This window comes from Phenylobacterium sp. GW821-FHT12F10 (genome assembly GCF_058806695.1).
Genome location: NZ_JBXAPY010000001.1, coordinates 2,066,251 through 2,085,640, shown reverse-complemented (window position 1 = coordinate 2,085,640; position 19,390 = coordinate 2,066,251). Strand labels below are relative to the sequence as shown.

18 protein-coding genes are annotated in these 19,390 nt (G+C 69.6%); 4 read left to right on the top strand and 14 right to left on the bottom strand.

The features are described 5' to 3' along the window. The first annotated feature begins 81 nt into the window (after positions 1-81). Positions 82-1,107, top strand: coding sequence for a LacI family DNA-binding transcriptional regulator (locus AC1RN5_RS10470; RefSeq protein ID WP_493041097.1), 1,026 nt, complete (start codon positions 82-84; stop codon positions 1,105-1,107). Here AC1RN5_RS10470 and AC1RN5_RS10465 read toward each other — a convergent pair. From AC1RN5_RS10465 to AC1RN5_RS10450, 4 genes are all read right to left on the bottom strand, one after another. Next, positions 1,104-2,477: an MmgE/PrpD family protein gene (locus tag AC1RN5_RS10465; protein ID WP_493041096.1), complete on the bottom strand. Its 1,374-nt coding sequence runs from the start codon at positions 2,475-2,477 to the stop codon at positions 1,104-1,106. The genes AC1RN5_RS10470 and AC1RN5_RS10465 overlap by 4 nt on opposite strands. Before the next feature lie 3 nt (positions 2,478-2,480). Then, on the bottom strand, positions 2,481-3,500 hold the full coding sequence (locus AC1RN5_RS10460) for a hypothetical protein (RefSeq protein WP_493041095.1): 1,020 nt from the start codon (positions 3,498-3,500) through the stop codon (positions 2,481-2,483). A 14-nt stretch (positions 3,501-3,514) separates the two neighbouring features. Further along, positions 3,515-4,636, bottom strand: coding sequence for a CapA family protein (locus AC1RN5_RS10455; RefSeq protein ID WP_493041094.1), 1,122 nt, complete (start codon positions 4,634-4,636; stop codon positions 3,515-3,517). Between the two features lie 190 nt (positions 4,637-4,826). After that, positions 4,827-5,648, bottom strand: a complete 822-nt coding sequence (locus AC1RN5_RS10450; RefSeq protein ID WP_493041093.1) for a flagellin — start codon at positions 5,646-5,648, stop codon at positions 4,827-4,829. Between the two features lie 479 nt (positions 5,649-6,127). Between AC1RN5_RS10450 and AC1RN5_RS10445 the strand changes: the two genes are divergently transcribed. After that, on the top strand, positions 6,128-7,585 hold the full coding sequence (locus AC1RN5_RS10445) for a carotenoid oxygenase family protein (RefSeq protein ID WP_493041092.1): 1,458 nt from the start codon (positions 6,128-6,130) through the stop codon (positions 7,583-7,585). Between the two features lie 41 nt (positions 7,586-7,626). On the opposite strand, the gene AC1RN5_RS10440 is transcribed toward AC1RN5_RS10445, so the two are convergent. The 10 genes from AC1RN5_RS10440 to AC1RN5_RS10395 form a co-directional block, all read right to left on the bottom strand. Then, positions 7,627-8,430: a DUF1295 domain-containing protein gene (locus AC1RN5_RS10440; protein WP_493041091.1), complete on the bottom strand. Its 804-nt coding sequence runs from the start codon at positions 8,428-8,430 to the stop codon at positions 7,627-7,629. Positions 8,431-8,439: 9 nt separating this feature from the next. Next, positions 8,440-9,198 carry an SDR family oxidoreductase gene (locus tag AC1RN5_RS10435; RefSeq protein WP_493041090.1) on the bottom strand — a complete coding sequence of 253 codons (759 nt, stop codon included), beginning with the start codon at positions 9,196-9,198 and terminating at the stop codon, positions 8,440-8,442. 4 nt (positions 9,199-9,202) lie between these two features. Next, positions 9,203-9,724, bottom strand: coding sequence for a nuclear transport factor 2 family protein (locus tag AC1RN5_RS10430; RefSeq protein WP_493041089.1), 522 nt, complete (start codon positions 9,722-9,724; stop codon positions 9,203-9,205). Next, on the bottom strand, positions 9,721-10,149 hold the full coding sequence (locus AC1RN5_RS10425) for a nuclear transport factor 2 family protein (RefSeq protein WP_493041088.1): 429 nt from the start codon (positions 10,147-10,149) through the stop codon (positions 9,721-9,723). The genes AC1RN5_RS10430 and AC1RN5_RS10425 overlap by 4 nt, the downstream gene beginning before the upstream one ends. After that, a complete protein-coding gene (locus AC1RN5_RS10420) occupies positions 10,146-11,366 on the bottom strand; it encodes an acetyl-CoA acetyltransferase (RefSeq protein WP_493041086.1) in 1,221 nt (406 codons plus the stop codon). The genes AC1RN5_RS10425 and AC1RN5_RS10420 overlap by 4 nt, the downstream gene beginning before the upstream one ends. A gap of 138 nt (positions 11,367-11,504) precedes the next feature. Then, on the bottom strand, positions 11,505-12,254 hold the full coding sequence (locus AC1RN5_RS10415; protein WP_493041083.1) for an aminoacyl--tRNA ligase-related protein: 750 nt from the start codon (positions 12,252-12,254) through the stop codon (positions 11,505-11,507). Between the two features lie 238 nt (positions 12,255-12,492). Then, positions 12,493-13,704 carry an acyl-CoA dehydrogenase family protein gene (locus AC1RN5_RS10410; RefSeq protein ID WP_493041082.1) on the bottom strand — a complete coding sequence of 404 codons (1,212 nt, stop codon included), beginning with the start codon at positions 13,702-13,704 and terminating at the stop codon, positions 12,493-12,495. A gap of 206 nt (positions 13,705-13,910) precedes the next feature. After that, entirely contained in the window at positions 13,911-15,128 is a 1,218-nt protein-coding gene (gene glcF / locus AC1RN5_RS10405) for a glycolate oxidase subunit GlcF (protein ID WP_493041081.1), read from the bottom strand. Then, complete coding sequence (glcE, locus tag AC1RN5_RS10400; RefSeq protein WP_493041080.1) at positions 15,129-16,184, bottom strand: glycolate oxidase subunit GlcE; 1,056 nt, start codon at positions 16,182-16,184, stop codon at positions 15,129-15,131. It lies immediately after the preceding gene. Further along, on the bottom strand, positions 16,162-17,661 hold the full coding sequence (locus AC1RN5_RS10395) for an FAD-linked oxidase C-terminal domain-containing protein (RefSeq protein ID WP_493041078.1): 1,500 nt from the start codon (positions 17,659-17,661) through the stop codon (positions 16,162-16,164). Before AC1RN5_RS10395 ends, glcE begins: the two co-directional genes overlap by 23 nt. 120 nt (positions 17,662-17,781) lie before the next feature. Here AC1RN5_RS10395 and AC1RN5_RS10390 point away from each other — a divergent pair, with 120 nt between their 5' ends. Both AC1RN5_RS10390 and AC1RN5_RS10385 read left to right on the top strand, forming a co-directional pair. Continuing rightward, positions 17,782-18,552: an SDR family NAD(P)-dependent oxidoreductase gene (locus tag AC1RN5_RS10390; RefSeq protein WP_421931076.1), complete on the top strand. Its 771-nt coding sequence runs from the start codon at positions 17,782-17,784 to the stop codon at positions 18,550-18,552. 9 nt (positions 18,553-18,561) lie between these two features. After that, on the top strand, positions 18,562-19,290 hold the full coding sequence (locus AC1RN5_RS10385; RefSeq protein WP_493041077.1) for a dienelactone hydrolase family protein: 729 nt from the start codon (positions 18,562-18,564) through the stop codon (positions 19,288-19,290). Positions 19,291-19,390 lie beyond the last annotated feature (100 nt).

The window sequence follows — 19,390 nt, the reverse complement described above, 5'->3', positions numbered from 1 at the left end:
TGTCTGACGTACAATGTCAACGCGCAAATGTAAGCGCGTTCATCGTTGCGATCCAAGGACTTTTGCCCCAACCTCACCGGCGTGACGCCACCTCTCCGCCTCGTCCGCCGCGCCGAAGACGCCCCGCCGACCCTGGCGGAAGTGGCCCGGCTGGCGGGGGTTTCCGGCGCCACCGTGTCGCGGTTCTTCAACGCGCCGGAGAAGCTTTCCGCCGCCACCGCTGAGCGCATCCGGGTCGCGGTCCAGACCCTGGGCTACACGCCCAACCTGGTGGCCGGCGGCCTGGCCTCCAGCCGCTCCCGCCTCGTGGCGGCCCTGGCGCCCACCATCGAACAGTCGATCTTCGCCGCCACCATCCAGGCCATGACCGACGAGTTGGCGGTCGCCGGCTACAGCGTCATGCTGGGCCTGACGGGCGCCGCCGACGAGCATGTCGAGCGCCAGCTCTCGGCCGTGCTCGGGCGTCGTCCCGACGGGGTGATCCTCACCGGCTCCATCACCGACCCGGCCATGCGCCAGCGGCTGGTGGCCCAGAACACCCCGATCATCGAGACCTGGGACCTGCCGGCCGATCCCATCGACATGGTGGTGGGCTTCTCCCACGACGCCGTCGGCCGCGCGGTGGCCTCCCGCGTCATCGACAAGGGCTGGAGGACGCCCCTGCTGATCTCCGCCACCGGCGCGCGGGCCGCCACCCGTCAGGCGGGCTTCACCGAGGCCCTGCGCCAGAACGGGCGGCCCGACCCGGCGGTTCTGAACTTCGCGGGCGTCACCACCGTGGGCCAGGGGCGCTGGAGCTTCGCCCAGGCCTGGGAGGGCGGGGCGCGGCCCGACGTCGTGGTCTGTTCGTCGGACTGGACCGCCTATGGCGTCATCGCCGAGGCCCAGAGCCGCGGCCTGGACGTGCCTGGCGACCTGGCGGTGATCGGCTTCGGCGACCTCGACTTCTCCGCCGACGTGAACCCCGCCCTGACGACGGTGCGCATCGACGGCCGGGCCATCGGCCGCCAGGCCGTAAGCTTCCTGCTGCAGCGGGCCCGCGGCGAACGGGTCGCCGACCCCATCGTCGATGTGGGCTTCGAACTGGTGGTCAGGAAGAGCGGCTAACCCGCCAGGCTTCCGATCAGCCCCTTCAAGTCCGGCTCCTCGTCCGCCGCCAGCAGTCGTGCCGCCAACCCCGCCGCATCGGCCACGGGCCGTTCCGCATGGCCCGCGCAGGCGATGAACTTCGCGATGAGGGCCGCCTCGGTCATCGGATTGCTGGGCGCTCCCAGGGGTTCGGGCACGGCCAGATGGAATGAGCGCCCATCCGTCATCCGGATCTCCAGGCTTCCCGAGGCCCCCGTGCGCATGTCGCCGCCCGGCGCCTGGACGAAGCTGACCCTGCGGGCCAGGGCCAGGACCTCGGGATCGGCCAGGGAGCCCGCCGAGAAGGTCTCCAGGTTGATCTCGCCGCGCACCAGGGCGGCGGCCACGGTGAAGGGGATGGAGAACTTGGCGTCGATGGCGGTGGCCGGCGCCTGCTTCTGGGCGGCGGGCTCCACCAGCATCACCTGGACCGGGCCGCCGGTGGCGATCAGGGCGGCGATGTCGCCGGGCTGCAGGCCGTGCCGCGCGCTGAGCGTCAGGGCCGCCTCGATGAAGGCGTGGGTTCCCCGGCAGCTTGGCCAGGGCTTGAGGCTGAGCCCGGCGCCGTGGAACCGCGTCCCCAGCCGGTCGGTGATGACCTCTGGATCGTAGGCGCCCCGCGCATAGAGGGCGAAGAGGCCGGCCTTGCCCTCCAGCGCCGTATCGAACCCGCGGACGCCCTTGGCGGCCAGCAGGGCCGATTGCAGGGCCGCCTGGGCCGGGAAGGCGTCGCGGACGGCGCGGATAACCGAGGCCGGCTCCCCCTTGAACTCCGCGCTGGCCACGGCCTGGTTCAGCGCCAGGGCGAAGGCGTCGAGCAGGCCGCGCTCGTCCAGGCCCAGCAGCTTGCCCGCCGTGGCGACCGCCCCGAAGGCCGAGAGGATCGGCGGGGGATAGAAGCCGTAGTCGTCGGGGTTCACCTTAAGGGCCAGGCCCAGCCGGCAGGTGAGGTCGCAACCCACCGCCAGCGCCGTGATCAGGTCTCGCCCGGTCACGCCGGGCAGGGTCTCCGCCAGGGCCAGGGCCACGGGGGTGGAGGCGGCGTTGGGATGGACCGGCGCCCCGTCCAGGGCGTCCTCGAAGTCCAGCGCGTGGGCCATGGCGCCATTGGCCAGGACGGCGGCGGCCAGCGGCGCCCTGAACCCGGCCCCCAGCACGGTGGCCTCGGGCCGGCCGCCGGCCTCCCGGGCCAGGTCGATGAAGGGGCCGCAGCCCTCGCCGAGCCCGCTGGCCGCCAGGGTGACCGCGACCGCGTCCAGCAGCGACCGCCGCGCCGCCGTCACCGCCTCGGGGGGAAGGTCCTCGAACCTCGATCCCGCCACGTGCCGCGCGACGATGCGGGTCAGCACGGCCTAGGCCTCGGCCAGGGCCATGGCCCGCCGCGCCGCCAGCCGCGGGGCCACCGACAGCAGGACGATGGCCCCGATCAGCAGGCCCGATCCGATCAGCTCGGCCGTCGTCGGCTTGGGCAGGCCCAGGGTGAAGGCCAGCACATAGGAGGCCACCACCCCGGCCAGCAGGCTCGCCGAGCGCTCCAGGGGCACGCAGAAGGTGTTCTCGCGCGGATCGAGCAGGATCAGGATCGAGAACACCGAGACCACGAACAGGGTCAGGCCCAGCAGGGCGATGGGCAGCAGCTTGTCGCTGGTCCAGACATCCACGAAGCCCCAGCCGAGCTGGCCGCCCTGGTTCCCCAGGCCGAACCACGAGATGGCCGCCAGGACGGCGATGGCCACCGGGATGCCGATGATCTTCTCCTCGACGAAGTAGCTCTTCACCGAGCCCGCCGCCCCGGTCTTCGACACCTTGGTCATGATCGCCAGACGCCCGAAGTAGCCCACCGTGTAGGCGACGACCGTGGCGATCGCCAGCGGCGGCAGTTTCAGGCCGCCCCGGGCGTTGATGGTGATGAACAGGCCCAGCGCCACGAGCGCCAGGGCCGCCCAGGACCACCAGCGCACCTTTCGCCCGGAGACCAGATCCACCACCGGCGCGATCAGCAGGACGTCGCCGCGCATCAGCAGCTGGATGTAGGGGATCGAGACCCCCTGGAAGGTATAGGACAGGGGCACGGTGAACAGCACGAAGGCCGTGCAGAGGCCCGAGAGCATCGTCCACCTGGTGGGGAAGGGGACCGACAGCGGCCCCACCCGCACCTGGTTGGCCGACTTCCACCAGCCGGCGAACCAGATCCACAGGATCGTCGCCGCGCCCGACAGGATCAGCGAGGCCGGCAGGATCTCCAGCCCCGTCAGCGGCCGCCCCAGCACCGCGTCGGGCGAGGTGGCCATGTGCTTGGTGAGGATGATGTTGGGAATATAGAACAGCAGGTAGAGGAGGGTGATGACCTCCAACGGCACGGCGCGTTTCATCGCGGTCGGCTCCCCTAGGAGATCTGGATGAGGACCTCGTCGCCGCGGGCGACGAGGGGGGTGTCGAGGTCCACCGCCGTCCCGATGGCGCGGACATAGTCCACCACCTGGGCGAAGCGCGGATCGGCGGCCTTCAGCACTTCGGGCTGGGCCTGGCGGTTGATGAAGGCCGGCAGGAAGCCCACCTCCGCGATCGCCCCGTCGCGGATCACCGCCTTGGCGATCAGGGTCATGCGGGCGTCGGGGGGGAAGTTGTACAGGCTGTCGAAGTCGGGCTCCCAGCCGGGCGCCAGCACCTGGATCTCCTTGAACCCCTTGCTGGCCGCGTGTTCGGGCGTCATCCGCAGGTCCACGGCGAAGTTGCTCAGCGAATAGAAGATCGCCTTGCCGCGATAGACCTCGATCCCTTTGAGGATATGGGCGTGGTGGCCCAGGATCAGGTCGGCGCCGGCCTCGATGGCCGCGTGGGCCACCTCCCGCTGGTAGTCGGCCAGGACGGCGGGAACGAAGTGGATGCCCCAGTGCAGGGAGACCACCACCACCTGGGCCTGGGCCTTGGCCCTGGCGATGTCGTCGAGCAGGGCCGCCAGGTCGCCGCGGTGGGCATAGGTGTGGACCCGGGCCGAGGTGCCCGGCTGGTCGTGCTCGATCTGCTCATAGATGGTGTGGGCCCGCAGGGGCGCGCAGCCGGGGCGGTCGGCCTCGGCCCAGTAGCTCATCGGCAGGATGGAGGAATAGGCCAGGGTGGCGACCCGGGTTCCGTTGATCTCCTGGATGACCGGCGCGCGGGCCTCGTCGATATTGGCCCCGACCCCCACCACCGCCAGCTCGGCGGCCTTCAGGTTGGCGAGGGTGTCGAAGAAGCCTTCCCTGCCCCAGTCCATGCAGTGGTTGCCGGCGAAGGAGACCAGATTGAACCCGGCGGCCTTCATGGCCTGGGCCGCCTTGGCGTTGGAGCGGTGGGTGTGGCGGGCCTGGGGCAGGCGCGAGCCGCCCTCGGTGAGGTTGCACTCGAGCTGGCAGAAGGCGATGTCGGCCTGGCGCAGGGTCTCGGCCGCCAGGGCGAAGCACTCGGAGGGATCGTCCCGGTCGGGGGCCACGTCGCCGGCCGCCAGGAGAAGGATGTCGCCGCCCATGTCGTCCCTCGCCGATCCGCAACTTTCTTGTGCGGATAAATTGTATGTCTTGCGTCCTATCTAGCGCGAGACGGCGAGGTCTGGAAAGGGTGAAAGCGCTTTCATGGGGCGAGGGCCCCAAACAGAAAAGGGAAGGCCCCGCCGTGGCGGAACCTTCCCCTCTGTACGCGTACTGGAGCTAGTTGGGCGCTTAGCGGAAGAGGCTGAGCAGGCCCGAGGACGAGCTGTTGGCGATCGAGAGCGCCTGGACGCCGAGCTGCTGCTTGGTCTGCAGCGAGGTCAGGCGGGCGCTTTCCTTGGCCAGGTCGGCGTCGACGAGGTTACCCACACCGGCGTCGATCGAGTCCTGCAGCTTACCGACGAAGGTCAGGTGCGAGGCCAGGGCCTTGGAGCCCGTACCCAGCTTCGACAGAGCGGTCGAAACCGTGCCGATGGCGGTGCCGATCGTGGCGATCATGTTGCTCGCCGCGGTCTGGGTGCCGATCGAGGAACCGGTCGTCAGACCGATGCCGGTGAGGGACAGATCCTGCGTCTGGACCGTGATCTTCGAGGTGCCGTCGTCGTTGGCCAGGGCGGCGATCGTGGTGCCCGAGGCCTGGATCATGTTCACGCCGTTGAAGGTCGCGTTGGTGACCGACTTGGCGATCTGGTCGCGCAGGGCCATGAAGTCTTCGTTCAGGGCGGTCCGCGAGGCGGTGTCGAGGCTGGAGTCGGAAGCGGCGAGGGTCTTTTCCTTCATCTGCAGGAGCAGATCGGAAACGGCTTCACCGCCGGCGATGGCGACATCGACGGTCGATTGCGAGCGTTGCAGGGAGTCCTTGACCGCGTTCAGGGAGCCGGAGGTCGCACGCTGGTTCTGGGCGATGGCCCAGATGGCGCCGTTGTCCTTGGCGGAAGCGATCTTCTTGCCGGTGTTGATGCGGTTTTGAACCGTCATCAGTTCCGAGCTGGTCTGGTTCAGGTTCTGCAGGGCGACCATGGCCCCGACATTGGTGTTGACGCTATTCGGCATCTGGATAACCCCACTTTTAGGTTTCGTTCACCGTTTTGGTGAGCGGGAGCATTTTTGCTCTGAGGCCTTTGTAGTGAGACAGGGTTCTTGAATCGTTACGCGGAACTTTAAGAGTCATGAATCGCGGGAATACTGTCGCCGTTCCTTAAACTAGATTCACCAAGAGTCCCCCGGACGCCTCACAAGAGTCTAGCCGGGCGCGCCGGGGGCGGCGTGACTGCAGCCCTAGACTCATAAGGGGTTGCGCTTGATTCAAGCTGCCGGCGCGGGGTGATTTGCGCTGAAAGATTCGTTAACGAAATGGACCCTCGGGCGCGCGCGGCCCGGTCCATTTTGTCGCACCCGGACGTGAAATAGAGTCCGGAAAAGTCCGACCTGCGCCTCTTGGTGCGGGCGGCGCCCTTGTCCAGGGCCGGCGCCCCGCTAGGGTGCGTCCATGGCCCCGGTTTCAGAAGGGCCGCCACCGAGGACGCGTCTCCATGAAGGTCGAACGGCTTCCGCCCGTCGTCACCAGCCTGCTGCCCAGCAACCACCCCTATCTCAATGGGGCCTGGACGCCACTGCACGAGGAGGTCAACGCCACCGACCTGGAGGTGATCTCCGGCGCCATCCCCACCGACCTGGACGGGGTCTATCTGCGCAACACCGAGAACCAGGTGCAGCAGCCGCTGGGCCGCTTCCATCCCTTCGACGGCGACGGGATGATCCACCAGATCGAGTTCCGCGACGGCCAGGCCAGCTACCGCAACCGCTTCGTGCGCACCCGCGGCTTCGAGGCCGAGCAGGAGGCCGCCGCCTCCCTATGGGGCGGCCTCGCCGATCCGGTCCAGCTGGCCAAGCGGCCGGGCTGGGGCGCCCACGGCTTCCTGAAGGACTCGTCCTCCACTGACATCGTGGTCCATGCCGGCAAGGCGCTCTCGACCTTCTATCAGTGCGGGGAGGGCTATCGCCTCGATCCCCTGACCCTGGATCAGGAGGGCCTGGAGAGCTGGGTGCCCATCGACGGCATCAGCGCCCACCCCAAGGTGGACGAGGCCACCGGCGAGCTGATGTTCTTCAACTACTCAAAGCACGCCCCCTACATGCACTATGGCGTGGTGGGACCCGACAACCGGCTGAAGACCTATATGCCGATCCCGCTGCCGGGCCCGCGCCTGCCGCACGACATGGCCTTCACCGAGCACTATTCGATCCTCAACGACCTGCCGGTGTTCTGGGACGCCAAGCTGCTGGAGCGGAACATTCACGCGGTGCGGCTGCACGAGGGGATCCCCTCGCGCTTCGCCATCGTCCCGCGCCACGGCGGCGAGATCCGCTGGTTCGAGGCCGCCCCGACCTATGTCCTGCACTGGCTGAACGCCTATGAGGAGGGCGACGAAATCGTGCTGGACGGCTACTTCCAGGAAGACCCGACCCCGGAGCCGAACAAGGACGCGCCCCCCGGCTTCGAGCACATGATGGCCTATCTGGACGAATACCGGTTCAAGCCCAAGCTGCACCGCTGGCGCTTCAACCTGAAGACCGGCGAGACCACCGAGGGCCACCTCGACGACCGCATCCTGGAATTCGGCATGATCAACGCCCGCTATGCCGGGCGGAAGTACCGCTACGCCTATTCCACCGTGGCCAAGGAGGGCTGGTTCCTGTTCCGCGGCTTCGTGAAGCACGACCTGGAAACCGGGGCGAGCAGCGAGTTCATGCTGCCCGAGGGCGTCTACGCCAGCGAGGCGCCCTTCTGCCCGCGCATCGGGGCGGTGGACGAGGACGACGGCTATCTGGTGAGCTTCCTCACCGACGAGAACGCCGGGACCTCGGAATGCGTCCTGCTGGACGCCAAGGACCTCGCCGCCGGCCCCGTCTGCCGCATCCGCCTGCCTCACAAGCTGTGCAGCGGCACCCACGCGGTCTGGGCGCCGCGGGACATGCTGACCTCCTAATCCCGCTCATCCCGCTCTCGCGGCGATGAGCGGAGGAGGGGTTACCCCACCACCTTCTTCGGCGGCATGGGCACGAAGCCTGAGGTGCGGGCGACATAGGCCTCGTAGTCGGGCCGCTTGCGGCGCATGCGGCCCTCGACGGTGGGGACCCCGCTCCACTTGGTGAGCAGGAAGGTGATCAGCACCGGGCCGACGATGGAGAGCGCGCCGGCCAGGCCGGTGTCGGCGGCGATCAGCCAGAGGCCCCACCAGGCGCAGGCGTCGCCGAAATAGTTGGGATGGCGGGTGTAGCGCCACAGGCCGCTGTCCAGCACCTTGCCGTTGTTGGCCGGGTTGGCCTTGAATTTCATCAGCTGCCAGTCGCCGAGGCTCTCGAAGCCGATGCCGATCACCGCCAAGGCCACGCCCACCCAGGCGATCGGCCCCAGCATCGTGGTGGCGTGGACCTGGCCCAGCTGCACCGGCAGGCAGACCACGAACTGCAACGGCATCTGCAGGGCGAAGACCAGCAGCAGGGAGGCCTTGGCGTAGCCCCAGCCGCGTTCCAGCTTGGCCTTGCCCATCATGGTGGCGTAGCGGCGGTCGGCGCCGTGCTTGCGCCAGCGCCAGAGCAGGTAGATCCCCAGCCGCAGCCCCCAGACCGCGCACAGCAGGGTGAGCGCCAGGGCGTGCGGCCCCCGACCGCCGGTGATGGCGTAGCTTGTGACCGCCATCACCACCATGCCGAGCGGCCACCAGCTGTCGATGAAGCTGGGGTCCTGGATGCGGATGCTGAACAGCCATAGCCCGATGAACAGGGCGATGGAGATGGCCGCGTTGAGGGCCAGCAGGTTGGCGATTTCCATGGGGTCTCTCTAGCGTCCTGTGGTGACCTGGGCGGCGGTGAGCATCTTGGCCATGCTGCGCTCCAGCGCCTTGGGGTCGCGGGCGAGGGAGGCGCGGACCTCTATGGCCATGCGGTCGGTGTCCAGTTCGTCGATGCCGCGGCGGATGGCGGCGAGCCCCGCCTTGGCGATGTCGGCTGGGTCTTCCTTGGCGCCCGCCACGTGGGCGGCCATGCGGGTGTCCACCGAGCCGACGATCAGGGCGGTGACGGTGGTGCCCTGGCCGGCCAGTTCGGCGCGGATACAGGTGGTGGCCGCGCGGCCGGCGAACTTCGACGGGCTGTAGCCGCCCATGGCCGGCACGGCCACTAGGCCGCCGGAGGACAGCACGTTGCAGATCGCGCCGCCGCCGTTCCTGGCCAGGATGGTTGCGAAGGCGCGGGCCAGGGTCAGAGGGCCGAAATAGTTGACCTCCATCTCGTCACGGGCGGCGGTCAGATCCGGTGCGGTCATCAGGGTCTGGTTGTGAAAGGCCCCGGCGTTGTTGATCAGGATCGAGACGTCGCCGCAGGCCTTGGCCGCCGCGGCGATCTGGTCGGGCCGGGTGACGTCCAGCTCGAGGGGGACGGCGCGTCCGGGCGCCTCGGCGGCCAGGTGGGCGGCGCTGGCGGGGTCGCGGGCGCCGACATAGACCTTGGCCGCGCCGGCGGCCAGCAGGGCGCGGACGAAGGCCTCGCCAATGCCACGGTTGGCCCCGGTGACCAGGGCGATGCTGTCCTTGAGCTCCATGGTCCTAGCCCGAATACAGTAGGTCGTCGGGGACCTTGCGGCCCCGCACCAGCACGGTGGGGTCGGGCGCGATCAGGCCGCGGCCCCAGGTCTCGGCCATGGGCATCTCGTGGTTCCACTCCCAGACCATCCGTCGGGCGGCGATGCGCCAGGTCCCGTCCCGCTTCTCGAAGCGATCCACGGCCCGGGCCAGGGTCAGGGTGTCGAACTTCTCGCCGTCCTTCTTCAGCCGGGCGAAGGCCAGGATGTGGCTCTCAACCTGGGCGGTGTCCCCCGCCAGGGCGATCAGGACATTGGTGGTGGTGTGGGTCATGACCCCGCCGCGCGGCAGGATCGGCGCGATGCCGGCGATATAGTCGGCCGCGCTGCCCTGGAAGGTGCCGCCGTGATCCTCGGTGGCGTCGTCGTGATAGCAGGCGGCCAGCAGGGGCAGGTCGGCGCGGTCCACCGCGCGGCAATAGGTGGCCAGGACCTCGGTGATCGCCTGCTTGTCCAGCAGGGCCTGGATCTCGGGGGCGTGGCTCATAGGGCCGGCCTGTCGATCAGGGCGTCGACCCAGGCCGAGCGGGGGTGGCCGGCCTTCTGGGCCTCCATGACGCCGATATCGACATAGTCACGCCAGCCGATGATCAGGTCACCCTTGAATTCGATCACCCCGGCATAGGGGGCGGCCACCAGGCCGCCGTCCTTGGAGAGGTATTCGTCGACGCCTTCCACGAACAGCCGGTCGCCGTTCTCGGCATAGTCGAACATCCGCCAGCGGACCTCGCTGATCTGGCTCTTGAAGTTCTCCAGGAACTTTCGCGCCTTGATCTTGCCCTTGAGCGGCGGGGCGACGCTGGCGGCGTAGTGCCAGACGATGTCCTCGTGCATGTGCGCCAGCGCCCCATCGACGTCGCCCTTGGACCAGGCGGCGATCAGGGCCTTCATGACATCGAGCTTGGCGCTCACAGGCCCACCACGAGGCTGACGGTGGTGGTGGTGGAGCCGCCGATGTTCAGGGTCTGGACGGTCTTGGCGCCCTCCACCTGATAGTCGCCGGCCGTGCCGGTCACCTGCTTGTAGGCGTCCAGCGTCATGCGCACCCCGGTGGCGCCCACCGGGTGGCCGCCGCCGATCAGGCCGCCGGAGGGGTTGATGGGCAGCCGGCCGCCGATCTCGATGGAGCCGTCCTCCACCGCCTTCCAGGCCTCCCCCGGCGCGGTCAGGCCCAGGTGCTCGATGGCCATGTACTCGGTGGTGGTGAAGCAGTCGTGGGTCTCCACCGCGTCCAGCTGGGCGATGTCGGAGACCCCGGCGCGGCGCCGCGCGTCGTCGATCGCCCGCTTCACCTGCGGGAAGACATAGGGTTGCCCTTCGCTGGCGCGCACCTTGCGGTCATAGCTGATGGGGGCGGAGCGGTGCCCCCAGCCCTTGATCTGCGGCAGGCTTTCCAGGGGCAGGCCGCGCTTGCCGGCATAGTCGCGCGCGGCCTGTTCGGACGCCAGGAACACCACCGCCGAGCCATCGGTCACCTGGCCGCAGTCGTTCTTGCGGATCATCCCTTCGACCACCGGATTGGCCTCGTCGTCGGCGGTGAAGCTCTTGTCGTTGAAGGCCCATTGGCGCGTCTGCGCATTGGGGTTCCTGCGGCCGTTGGCGAAGTTGATCTCCGCGATGCGCATCAGGTGTTCGTATTTCAGCCCCCAGCGGCGATCATACTCCTCGCCCAGGTCGGAGAAGGCCTTGGGCCACAGATAGGTGGCGTCCTGGAACTCGTGCCCGGCCCAGGCCGCGGCGCCCAGGTTCTGGGCGGCCTGCTGGCCCGAGACATTGCGCATCATCTCCAGCCCGACGACGCAGGCGGTGTCGTAGCGGCCGGCCTCGATCTCGGCGGTGGCCGCCAGGATCGCCACGCTGCCCGAGGCGCAGGCCGCCTCGTGGCGCGAGGTGGGCATGCCGTCGAAGTCGGGATGCACCAGGCCGAAGAACCCGCCCAGCAAACCCTGGCCCGCGAACAGGTCGCCGACGAAGTTGCCCACATGGCCGGTGTCGATGTCCTTGGGTTCCAGGTCGACGGCCGCCAGGCCTTCCCCCACCACCTCGGCGAAGGCGTCGGCGAAGTCCATCTGCTGGCGCGCCCAGTTCTTGGCGAAGTCGCTCTGCCAGCCGCCCAGGATATAGACCATGGTTTTGTCCTCCGCCGGGCGGCGCTCTTGGCGGCGCCGCTCCCTTGTACGAACCATGCTGCAAACCGGACGCCTTGTCAGGGCTGACGTTGGGGAACTCCCCTGGCCAAATGGCCTGGCCAGGGGAGGGGGCCGACCCTACCGTGCGTCGGCCACGCCCCAGTTGTAGACGCAGCGGTCCAGGCCGATGGCGATCTCCAGCACGCGGACCTCCACCTCGCGGATCGCCCCGCCCTTGGTGGCGAAACGGGCGGGCTGCGGGAAGTCGGTGCGCCGCGAGATGGAGCTGACCTCCATCCACTTGTCGCCGTTGTCGACCTCCACATCCATCGTCACCTCCGAATAGGCCGGCAGCCGGTCCGACGGCACGATCCGGGTCGGCAGGCGCACCATGGCCTCGATCATCCGCCGCACCGGCTCCAGGCTGGCGGCGTGGTAGTCGTTGGCGGTGTCGGCGGTGTAGGCGCACTGGAATTCCATCTGCCAGAACTCCTTGAGCCGCATGTGCTTGCTCACCTGGTCCTGCTCGCGACGGAAGGACTTGCCCGCCTGCCAGACGCAGAGCGGCAGCTTCACCCCGCCATGGCTGTTCAGCAGGTGCTGCATGTAGGCGTAGGTCGAGGGCGTGGTCTCCGGGCGCAGGACCAGTTGCACGTCATGCTCGGCCAGCCGCTCCACGAAGAAGATGTCCTCGGGCCCGTAGGCGGCGGAGACGAGGTCGCGCGGCGTCAGCTGCGGCGCCTCTGTCCGGCGGATGTCCCAGGCGGGGTTGGCGTTCGTCAGGAAGGCCGCGACCTCGGCGGCGAAGTGGGCCTGCATCATCTCGCGCAGGCGGATCTCACGGTCGGTCCAGTGGACCAACCCATTGGATTGGTAGAGGGAAAGCACGGCGGCTCCTCCAGATAGGTTTGGGAATGTCAGGTGGAGGTTTCACGTCCCCGGAGCGCCGGGGAGAGGCTCACGCCTGATCCCGCGGTCTATCCGAAGACGCGCAGACCTCGGCCGCCGCGGGCGTTCAGCACGCTCCGCAGGTCGGTCATCGCAAAGATGGCGGTCGAGGTGGCCATGGCCGCGCTTTAGGCGCAGCGCGGACGCGGGTCAACCGCGCCCGCCCGCAAGCCCGGTTCTAGTAGGTGTGGATGTTGGTGTCGGGCAGACCCAGGATCCGCTTGGAGATGATGTTGTTCTGGATCTCGTAGGAGCCGCCGGCGATGGTGCTGGACTTGATCCGCAGATAGGCCCGCTGGGCGGCCCGTTCCTCCGGGGTGAAATCCTCCCCGCCCCAGCCCAGGCCGCTCTGGCCCATGGCCTCCACCATCAGCTCGCAGTGATCGGTGCCGATCTTGGAGCTGGCGTTCTTCATGATCGAGGTGGCCGCGCTGGGCCCGTTGGCGCTGCGGCTCTCCATCGCCACCCGCTGGATGGTGAGCGCATAGGCGCGCGCGTCCATGTCGTGCTGCACCAGCCGCGCGCGGAAGTCGCGGTCGGCCAGCCGGCCGCTCTCGTCGACGCCCAGGTACTTTCGGGCCGTCTCGCGCAGGATCTTCGGATCGTGCCGAGGCCGGCCGTCGCCGCCGCCCGACAGGCCGTTGCGCTCATGCTGCAGCAGCCGCTTGCCCACCGTCCAGCCGCCGTTCAGCGGCCCCACCAGGTTCTCCTTGGGCACCTTCACGTCGGTGAAGAAGGTCTCGCAGAAGGGCGACGACCCGGAGATCAGCAGGATCGGCCGCGTCTCCACCCCCGGCGTGCGCATGTCGATCAGCAGGAAGCTGATCCCCTCATGCTTCTTGGTCGGATCCGTCCGGGTCAGGCAGAAGCACCAGTCGGCGTATTGAGCGCCAGAAGTCCAAATTTTTGAACCATTTACGAGGAAATATTCACCTTTGTCCTCAGCCTTGGTCTGCAGGCTCGCCAGGTCGGAGCCCGAGCCCGGCTCGGAATAGCCCTGGCACCAGCGCAGTTCGCCGCGGACGATGGGCGGGATGTGGCGCTGCTTCTGTTCTTCCGTGCCGTACTCCAGCAGGGTGGGGCCGAACATCATCACCCCCATGCCGCCGATGGGGTTCCAGGCGCCGATGGCCGCCATCTCCTCCCGCAGCACCCGGGTCTCGGCCGCCGACAGTCCGCCGCCGCCATAGGCCTGGGGCCAGGTGGGAACGCCCCAGCCCTTGGCGCCCATGCGCTCCTTCCAGAGCTTGTAGTCGCCCTCCACCGGCACGGGGGCCTCGGCCGCGGCGATGTCCGCGCGGTCCTTCAGGGAGGGGGGGAAGTTCTCCGCCAGCCACGTCCGGGCCTGGGTGCGGAAGGCGTCCAGATCGGCGCCGCCGAAATCTGCCATGGTCGTATCCCTAAATGTCTTTGCGCCGGCGTGGTCGAGCCCGCCCGCTTATCCAGACATGAGACTGCCGCTGCGGCAGGCTGTCAACGGGCCGACGAGGGCCTGTCCGTTTCAGATGAAGTCATCTGAAACGGATAAACAGGCTCGTCTTTTATATGTTTAGAGCGTGACAGCCTGAACCGGCATCCACTTCAGGCTGTCACGCTCTAAGGCCGCGTGACCTCGTCGACCGCCTCGATCCAGTGGCGCACGGGGGCGGTGGAGTCCGGGGCCAGGTGCATCCAGCAGCCGATATTGGCCGTGTAGATGGCGCCCGGTTGCGAGGCGTTGAGGTTGGCCAGCTTGGCGGCCTTCAGCCTGCCCGACATCTCCGGCTGCAGCAGGGAATAGGCGCCGGCCGAGCCGCAGCAGATGTGGGCGTCGGCCACCGGCTGGGGGGCGTAGCCCAGACCCCGCAGCAGGGTTCCGATGCGGCCGGTCAGGCGCAGGCCGTGCTGCAGGGTGCAGGGCTCGTGGACGGCGATGCGGGGTTCGGCGGGCGCGCGGCGCGGCGTCAGGTTGGCCTCCGACAGCAACTGGATCGGATCTCGCACCAGGGACGCCACCGCCCGGGCCTTCTCCGCATAGGCCGGGTCGTCCCGCAGCACGTCGGCATAGTCCTTGATGAAGGCCGCGCAGCCGCTGGAATTGACCACCACGGCCTCGGCGCCTGCCGCGATCTCCGGCCACCAGACGTCGATATTGCGGCGCGCGGCCGCCGCGCCCTCGTGCGGCGCGTCGAGGTGGAAGCTGACCGCCCCGCAGCAGCCGGCGCGCGGGGCCTCCACCAGGGTGACGCCCACCCGGTCGAAGATGCGGGCGGTCACGGCGTTGAAGTGCGGCGCGGCCGCCGGCTGGGCGCAGCCGGCCAGCATCAGCATCCGGCGCGCATGGGAGGTGGTGGGCCGGGCGCCGGTGGCCACGCGGGGCGTCACCTTGGCGGCCAGGGCCTTGGGCAGGGCGAAGCGGACCGCGCGGCCCAGGGCCAGGGCCGCGCCGAGCAGGGCCGGCGAGGTGGTGACCCTGCGGATCAGGCCCCGCGTCAGCCGCTCGGGCCAGGGCCGCCCGACCTGGGCCACCACCGCCTCGCGGCCGATGTCGTAGAGCCGGTGGTACTGCACCCCCGACGGGCAGGTGGTCTCGCAGGCCCGGCAGCCCAGGCAGCGGTCGAGGTGCTTGAGGGTCGTGGCGCTGACCGGCTGACCCTCCAGGGCCTGTTTCAGCAGGTAGATGCGGCCGCGCGGCCCGTCCAGCTCGTCGCCGGTGATCTGGTAGGTGGGGCAGGTGGCGTTGCACATGCCGCAGTGGACGCAAGCGCGCAGGGCGTGGGCGGCGATGTCGCCGCCGGTGGTCCCGGCCAGCGGACCCTGGATGACCGTCTTCATCTAGAGCCCCTCATACATGACGCCGGGATTGAAGATCCCCGCCGGGTCCAGGGCGGCCTTCAGCCGCTTCTGCAGGGCCAGGACAGCCGGCTGCAGGGGTTGGAAGACCTGGCCGTCGGGCGCCTGGCCGCGGAACAGGGTCGCGTGGCCGCCGGCGCGGTCCGCCGCGACCCAGACCTGCGGATCGACCGTCTCGGCGGCGAGCCAGCGCTGTCCCCCCGCCCAGTCCCAGGCCGCGGCCTCGAAGCCCTCGGCGGCGCCCGTCGGCGGGACCGAGACCCGCCACAGCACCGGCGCCTGGAAGACCGCATGGGTCATGTGGCGGATGGCCTCCCAGGTGGAGAGCGGTTCCGTCTCGCCCCCCAGCTCGGCCCGCATCGCCGCCACCCCGGCCTCGCCGCCGGAGAGCCGCAGGTGCAGGCGGGCCCCGTCGTGGAAGGCGCCCGACAGCGGCAGGGGTCGGCCCATCAGGCCGGTGACCCAGGTCTGGGCGGCCCGGCTCTCCATCTCGAAGGCGAGGGCGAGTTCCGTCCGGGGTCGCGGGGCGACCCGCAGCGACACCTCCAGGATCGGCCCGAAGGCGCCCAGCGAGCCGGCCATCAGCCGGAAGGCGTCGAAGCCGGCGACGTTCTTGAACACCGTGCCGCCGAACCGCAGAACCTCGCCCTGCGGGTTCATGATCCGCGCCCCCAGCACATAGTCGCGCAAGGGACCGACGAAGGGCCGGCGGGGCCCCGACAGCCCTGTCGCCACCGCCCCGCCCAGGGTGCCCGCCGCCCCGAACACCGGCGGCTCGAAGGCCAGCATCTGGTTCTCGGCGGCCAGCAGCGTCTCGATCTCGCAAAGTGGGGTGCCGGCCCGCGCGGTGATCACCAGTTCGCTGGGATCGTAGTCCACCACGCCGCGATGTCCCGCCAGGGACAGGGGCTCGCCCGTCACCGGACGGCCATGGAAGGTCCGCGTCCCGCCGCCCTCCAGGCGCAGGGGGCCGCCGGCGCGCACGCGCGCGGCCAGGGCCTCGGTGAGGTCGACGCTAGAACCGGGGGAGGTGGGCAAACGGCAATTCCCCATGGTGGACGTGCATCTGTCCGAACTCGGCGCAGCGGGCCAGAGTCGGGATGGCCTTGCCGGGATTGAGCAGGCCCCTGGGATCGAAGGCCCGCTTCAGGGCGTGGAAGGCGGCGATCTCGGCGGGGCTGAACTGCACGCACATCTGGTTGATCTTCTCGCGGCCCACCCCGTGCTCGCCGGTGATGGTGCCGCCGACGGCGACGCACAGCTCCAGGATCGCCCCGCCCAGGGCCTCGGCGGCCTCCTGGTCGCCCTCCCTGGCCGCGTCGTAGAGGATCAGCGGGTGCAGGTTGCCGTCCCCGGCGTGGAAGACATTGGCCACCGCCAGGCCGTGGACCTCCGACAGCCGGGTGATCTCGGTCAGCACATGGGGCAGGGACCGGCGGGGGATGGTGCCGTCCATGCAGTAATAGTCCGGCGCGATCCGCCCCACCGCGGGGAAGGCGCCCTTGCGTCCGGCCCAGAACCGGCGGCGCTCGTCCTCGTCGCGGGCCTGGCGGACCTCGACGGCGCCGCAGGCGGTGAGCAGGGCCGAGACCCGGGCGATCTCCTCGGCCACGTCCGGCGCGGCGCCGTCCAGTTCGCACAGCAGGATGGCCGCGGCGTCCTTGGGATAGCCCGCCAGGGCGAAGTCCTCCGCCGCCCGCAGGGCCGGGCCGTCCATCATCTCCAGACCGGCGGGGATGATCCCCTCGGCGATGATCTCGGCCACCGCCTGGGCGGCGACGGCCACGTCGTCGAAGGCCGCCAGCAGCACCTGGGTGGTCTCCGGCAGCGGCGTGAGCTTGACGGTGACCTCGGTCACCACCCCCAGCAGGCCCTCGGAACCCGTCATCAGGGCCATCAGGTCGAACCCCGGTGCGTCATAGGCGTCCGACCCCAGGCGCAGGACCTCGCCCTCCAGGGTCACCATCTCCAGGGAGAGCAGATTGTGCACCGTCAGGCCGTACTTCAGGCAGTGCACCCCGCCGGCGTTCTCCGCCACATTGCCGCCGATGCTGCAGGCGATCTGCGAGGAGGGGTCCGGCGCGTAGAACAGGCCCAGATGGGCGACCGCCTCGGAGATCGCCAGGTTGCGCACGCCGGGCTGCACCCGCGCGGTGCGGGCCTCGCGGTCGATCGACAGGATCTTGCTGAACTTGGCCAGGCTCAGCAGGACGCAGCCGGGGAAGGGCAGGGCGCCCCCCGACAGGCCGGTGCCCGCGCCGCGGGCCACAACGGGGACTCCCAGCTCCGAGCAGGCCCGCAGCACCGCCTGCACCTGGGCGGTGGTCTCCGGCAGGGCCACGACGGCCGGCAGCGAACGATAGGCGGCCAGGCCGTCGGTCTCGTAGGGCCGCAGGGCCTCCACCGTGGTCTTCAGGCCGTCGGTCGGGAGCAGGGGCCCCAGGGCGGCGATCAGGCGCGCGGGATCGACGGCGGGGAAATCGGCGTCGAGGCGGGCGTCGAACTGATCGAGCATGGCCCTACTTGGTCCGGGCCCGCGGGGGCGTCAATCACTTGGAACGCCGAGGCCAGAAAGACCTCGCGGGCCGCGCGCCCCGCGCTAGAAAGGTCGCAACGAACCAAACGGGAGACGGCCATGGATCTGGGACTCAAGGGGAAGACGGCGGTGGTCACCGGCGCGACGCGGGGCATCGGGCGGGCGATCGCCGACCTGTTCGCCGAGGAGGGCGCCAAGGTCGCCATCTGCGCCCGCAACGCCGACCAGGTGGCCGAGACCGTGGCCGCCCTGCAGGCCAAGGGCGTCGAGGCCTGGGGCGCGGTGGTGGACATCGCCGACGGCCCGGCCCTGAAGGCCTTCGTCACCCAGGCCGGCGAGACCCTGGGGGGCATCGACATCCTGGTCTCGAACGCCAGCGCCCTGGTCCAGGGCGCCCAGGAGGCCGACTGGAAGGCGATGTTCGACATCGACCTGATGGGGGCGGTCAACGCCATGGAGGCGGCCAAGCCCTTCCTGGAGAAGGCCGCCGCCGAGAAGGGGGACGCCTGCATGGTCATCACCTCCTCGGTCTCCGCCGCGGAGGCCTCCAGCGCCTCGGCCTACGGCGCCATGAAGGCCGCCCAGATCCACTACGCCAAGGGCCTGGCCAAGGAGAACGCCGCCAAGCACATCCGCTGCAACGTGGTCTCGCCCGGCACGGTCTTCTTCGAGGGCGGGGTCTGGGGCAATGTGAAGGCGGGCATGCCGGCCTTCTTCGAGCAGATGATCAAGCGCAACCCCACCGGCCGCATGGCCACGCCGGAGGAGGTGGCCGCCGCCACCGTCTTCCTGGCCAGCCCCCGGTCGTCCTTCACCACCGGGATCAACATGCTGGTGGACGGTGCCATCAGCGCCCGCGTGAACTTCTAGGGCGCCGCCATGATCGAGCAGACGATCGACATCGCCACGCCGCACGGCGCCACCACCACCTTCATCGTCCATCCCGAGCGGGATGGGCCGCACCCGGTGATCCTGTTCTACATGGACGCTCCGGCCATCCGCGAGGAGCTGCGCGACATGGCCCGGCGCCTGGCCACCAGCGGCTATTATGTGGTCCTGCCCAACCTCTATTACCGCTCGGGCGTGCTGGAGCTGGGGGGCTTCGCCACCGAGGAGGACCGCAAGGCGATGTTCGCCCTGATGGCCTCCATCAACATCCCGCTGATCATGAGCGACACCAAGGCCCTGCTGGCCCATGTCGCCGCCGACCCCGCGGCCGCCAAGGGCCCCATGGGAGCGGTGGGCTACTGCATGAGCGGCCAGTACGCCATCAACGCCGCCGCCCACTTCCCCGATCAGATCAAGGCCGCGGCCTCGGTCTACGGCGTCTCCCTGGTCACCGACCAGCACGACAGCCCGCACCTCGCCGCCCAGAAGGTCAAGGGCGAGGTCTATTTCGCCTGCGCCGAGGACGACCCCTATGCGCCGCTGGAGATGGTGGAGTCGCTGAGCCAGTCGGTCACCGCCAACCAGGTGAACGGCGAGGTGGAGATCTATCCCGGCGCCCACCACGGCTTCGCCTTCCCCCAGCGCGCCGCCTACGACAAGGCCAGCGCCGAGCGCCACTGGGAGCGCCTGCTGGCCCTGTTCAAGCGCAACCTGCTCTAGGCCGCTCGTCGGCGCGACCGCACGCCGCTCCCAGATAAACAACTCCCGTCATCCCGGACGGCCGTCAGGCCGATCCGGGACCCAGGGGCCCTGCGCACCG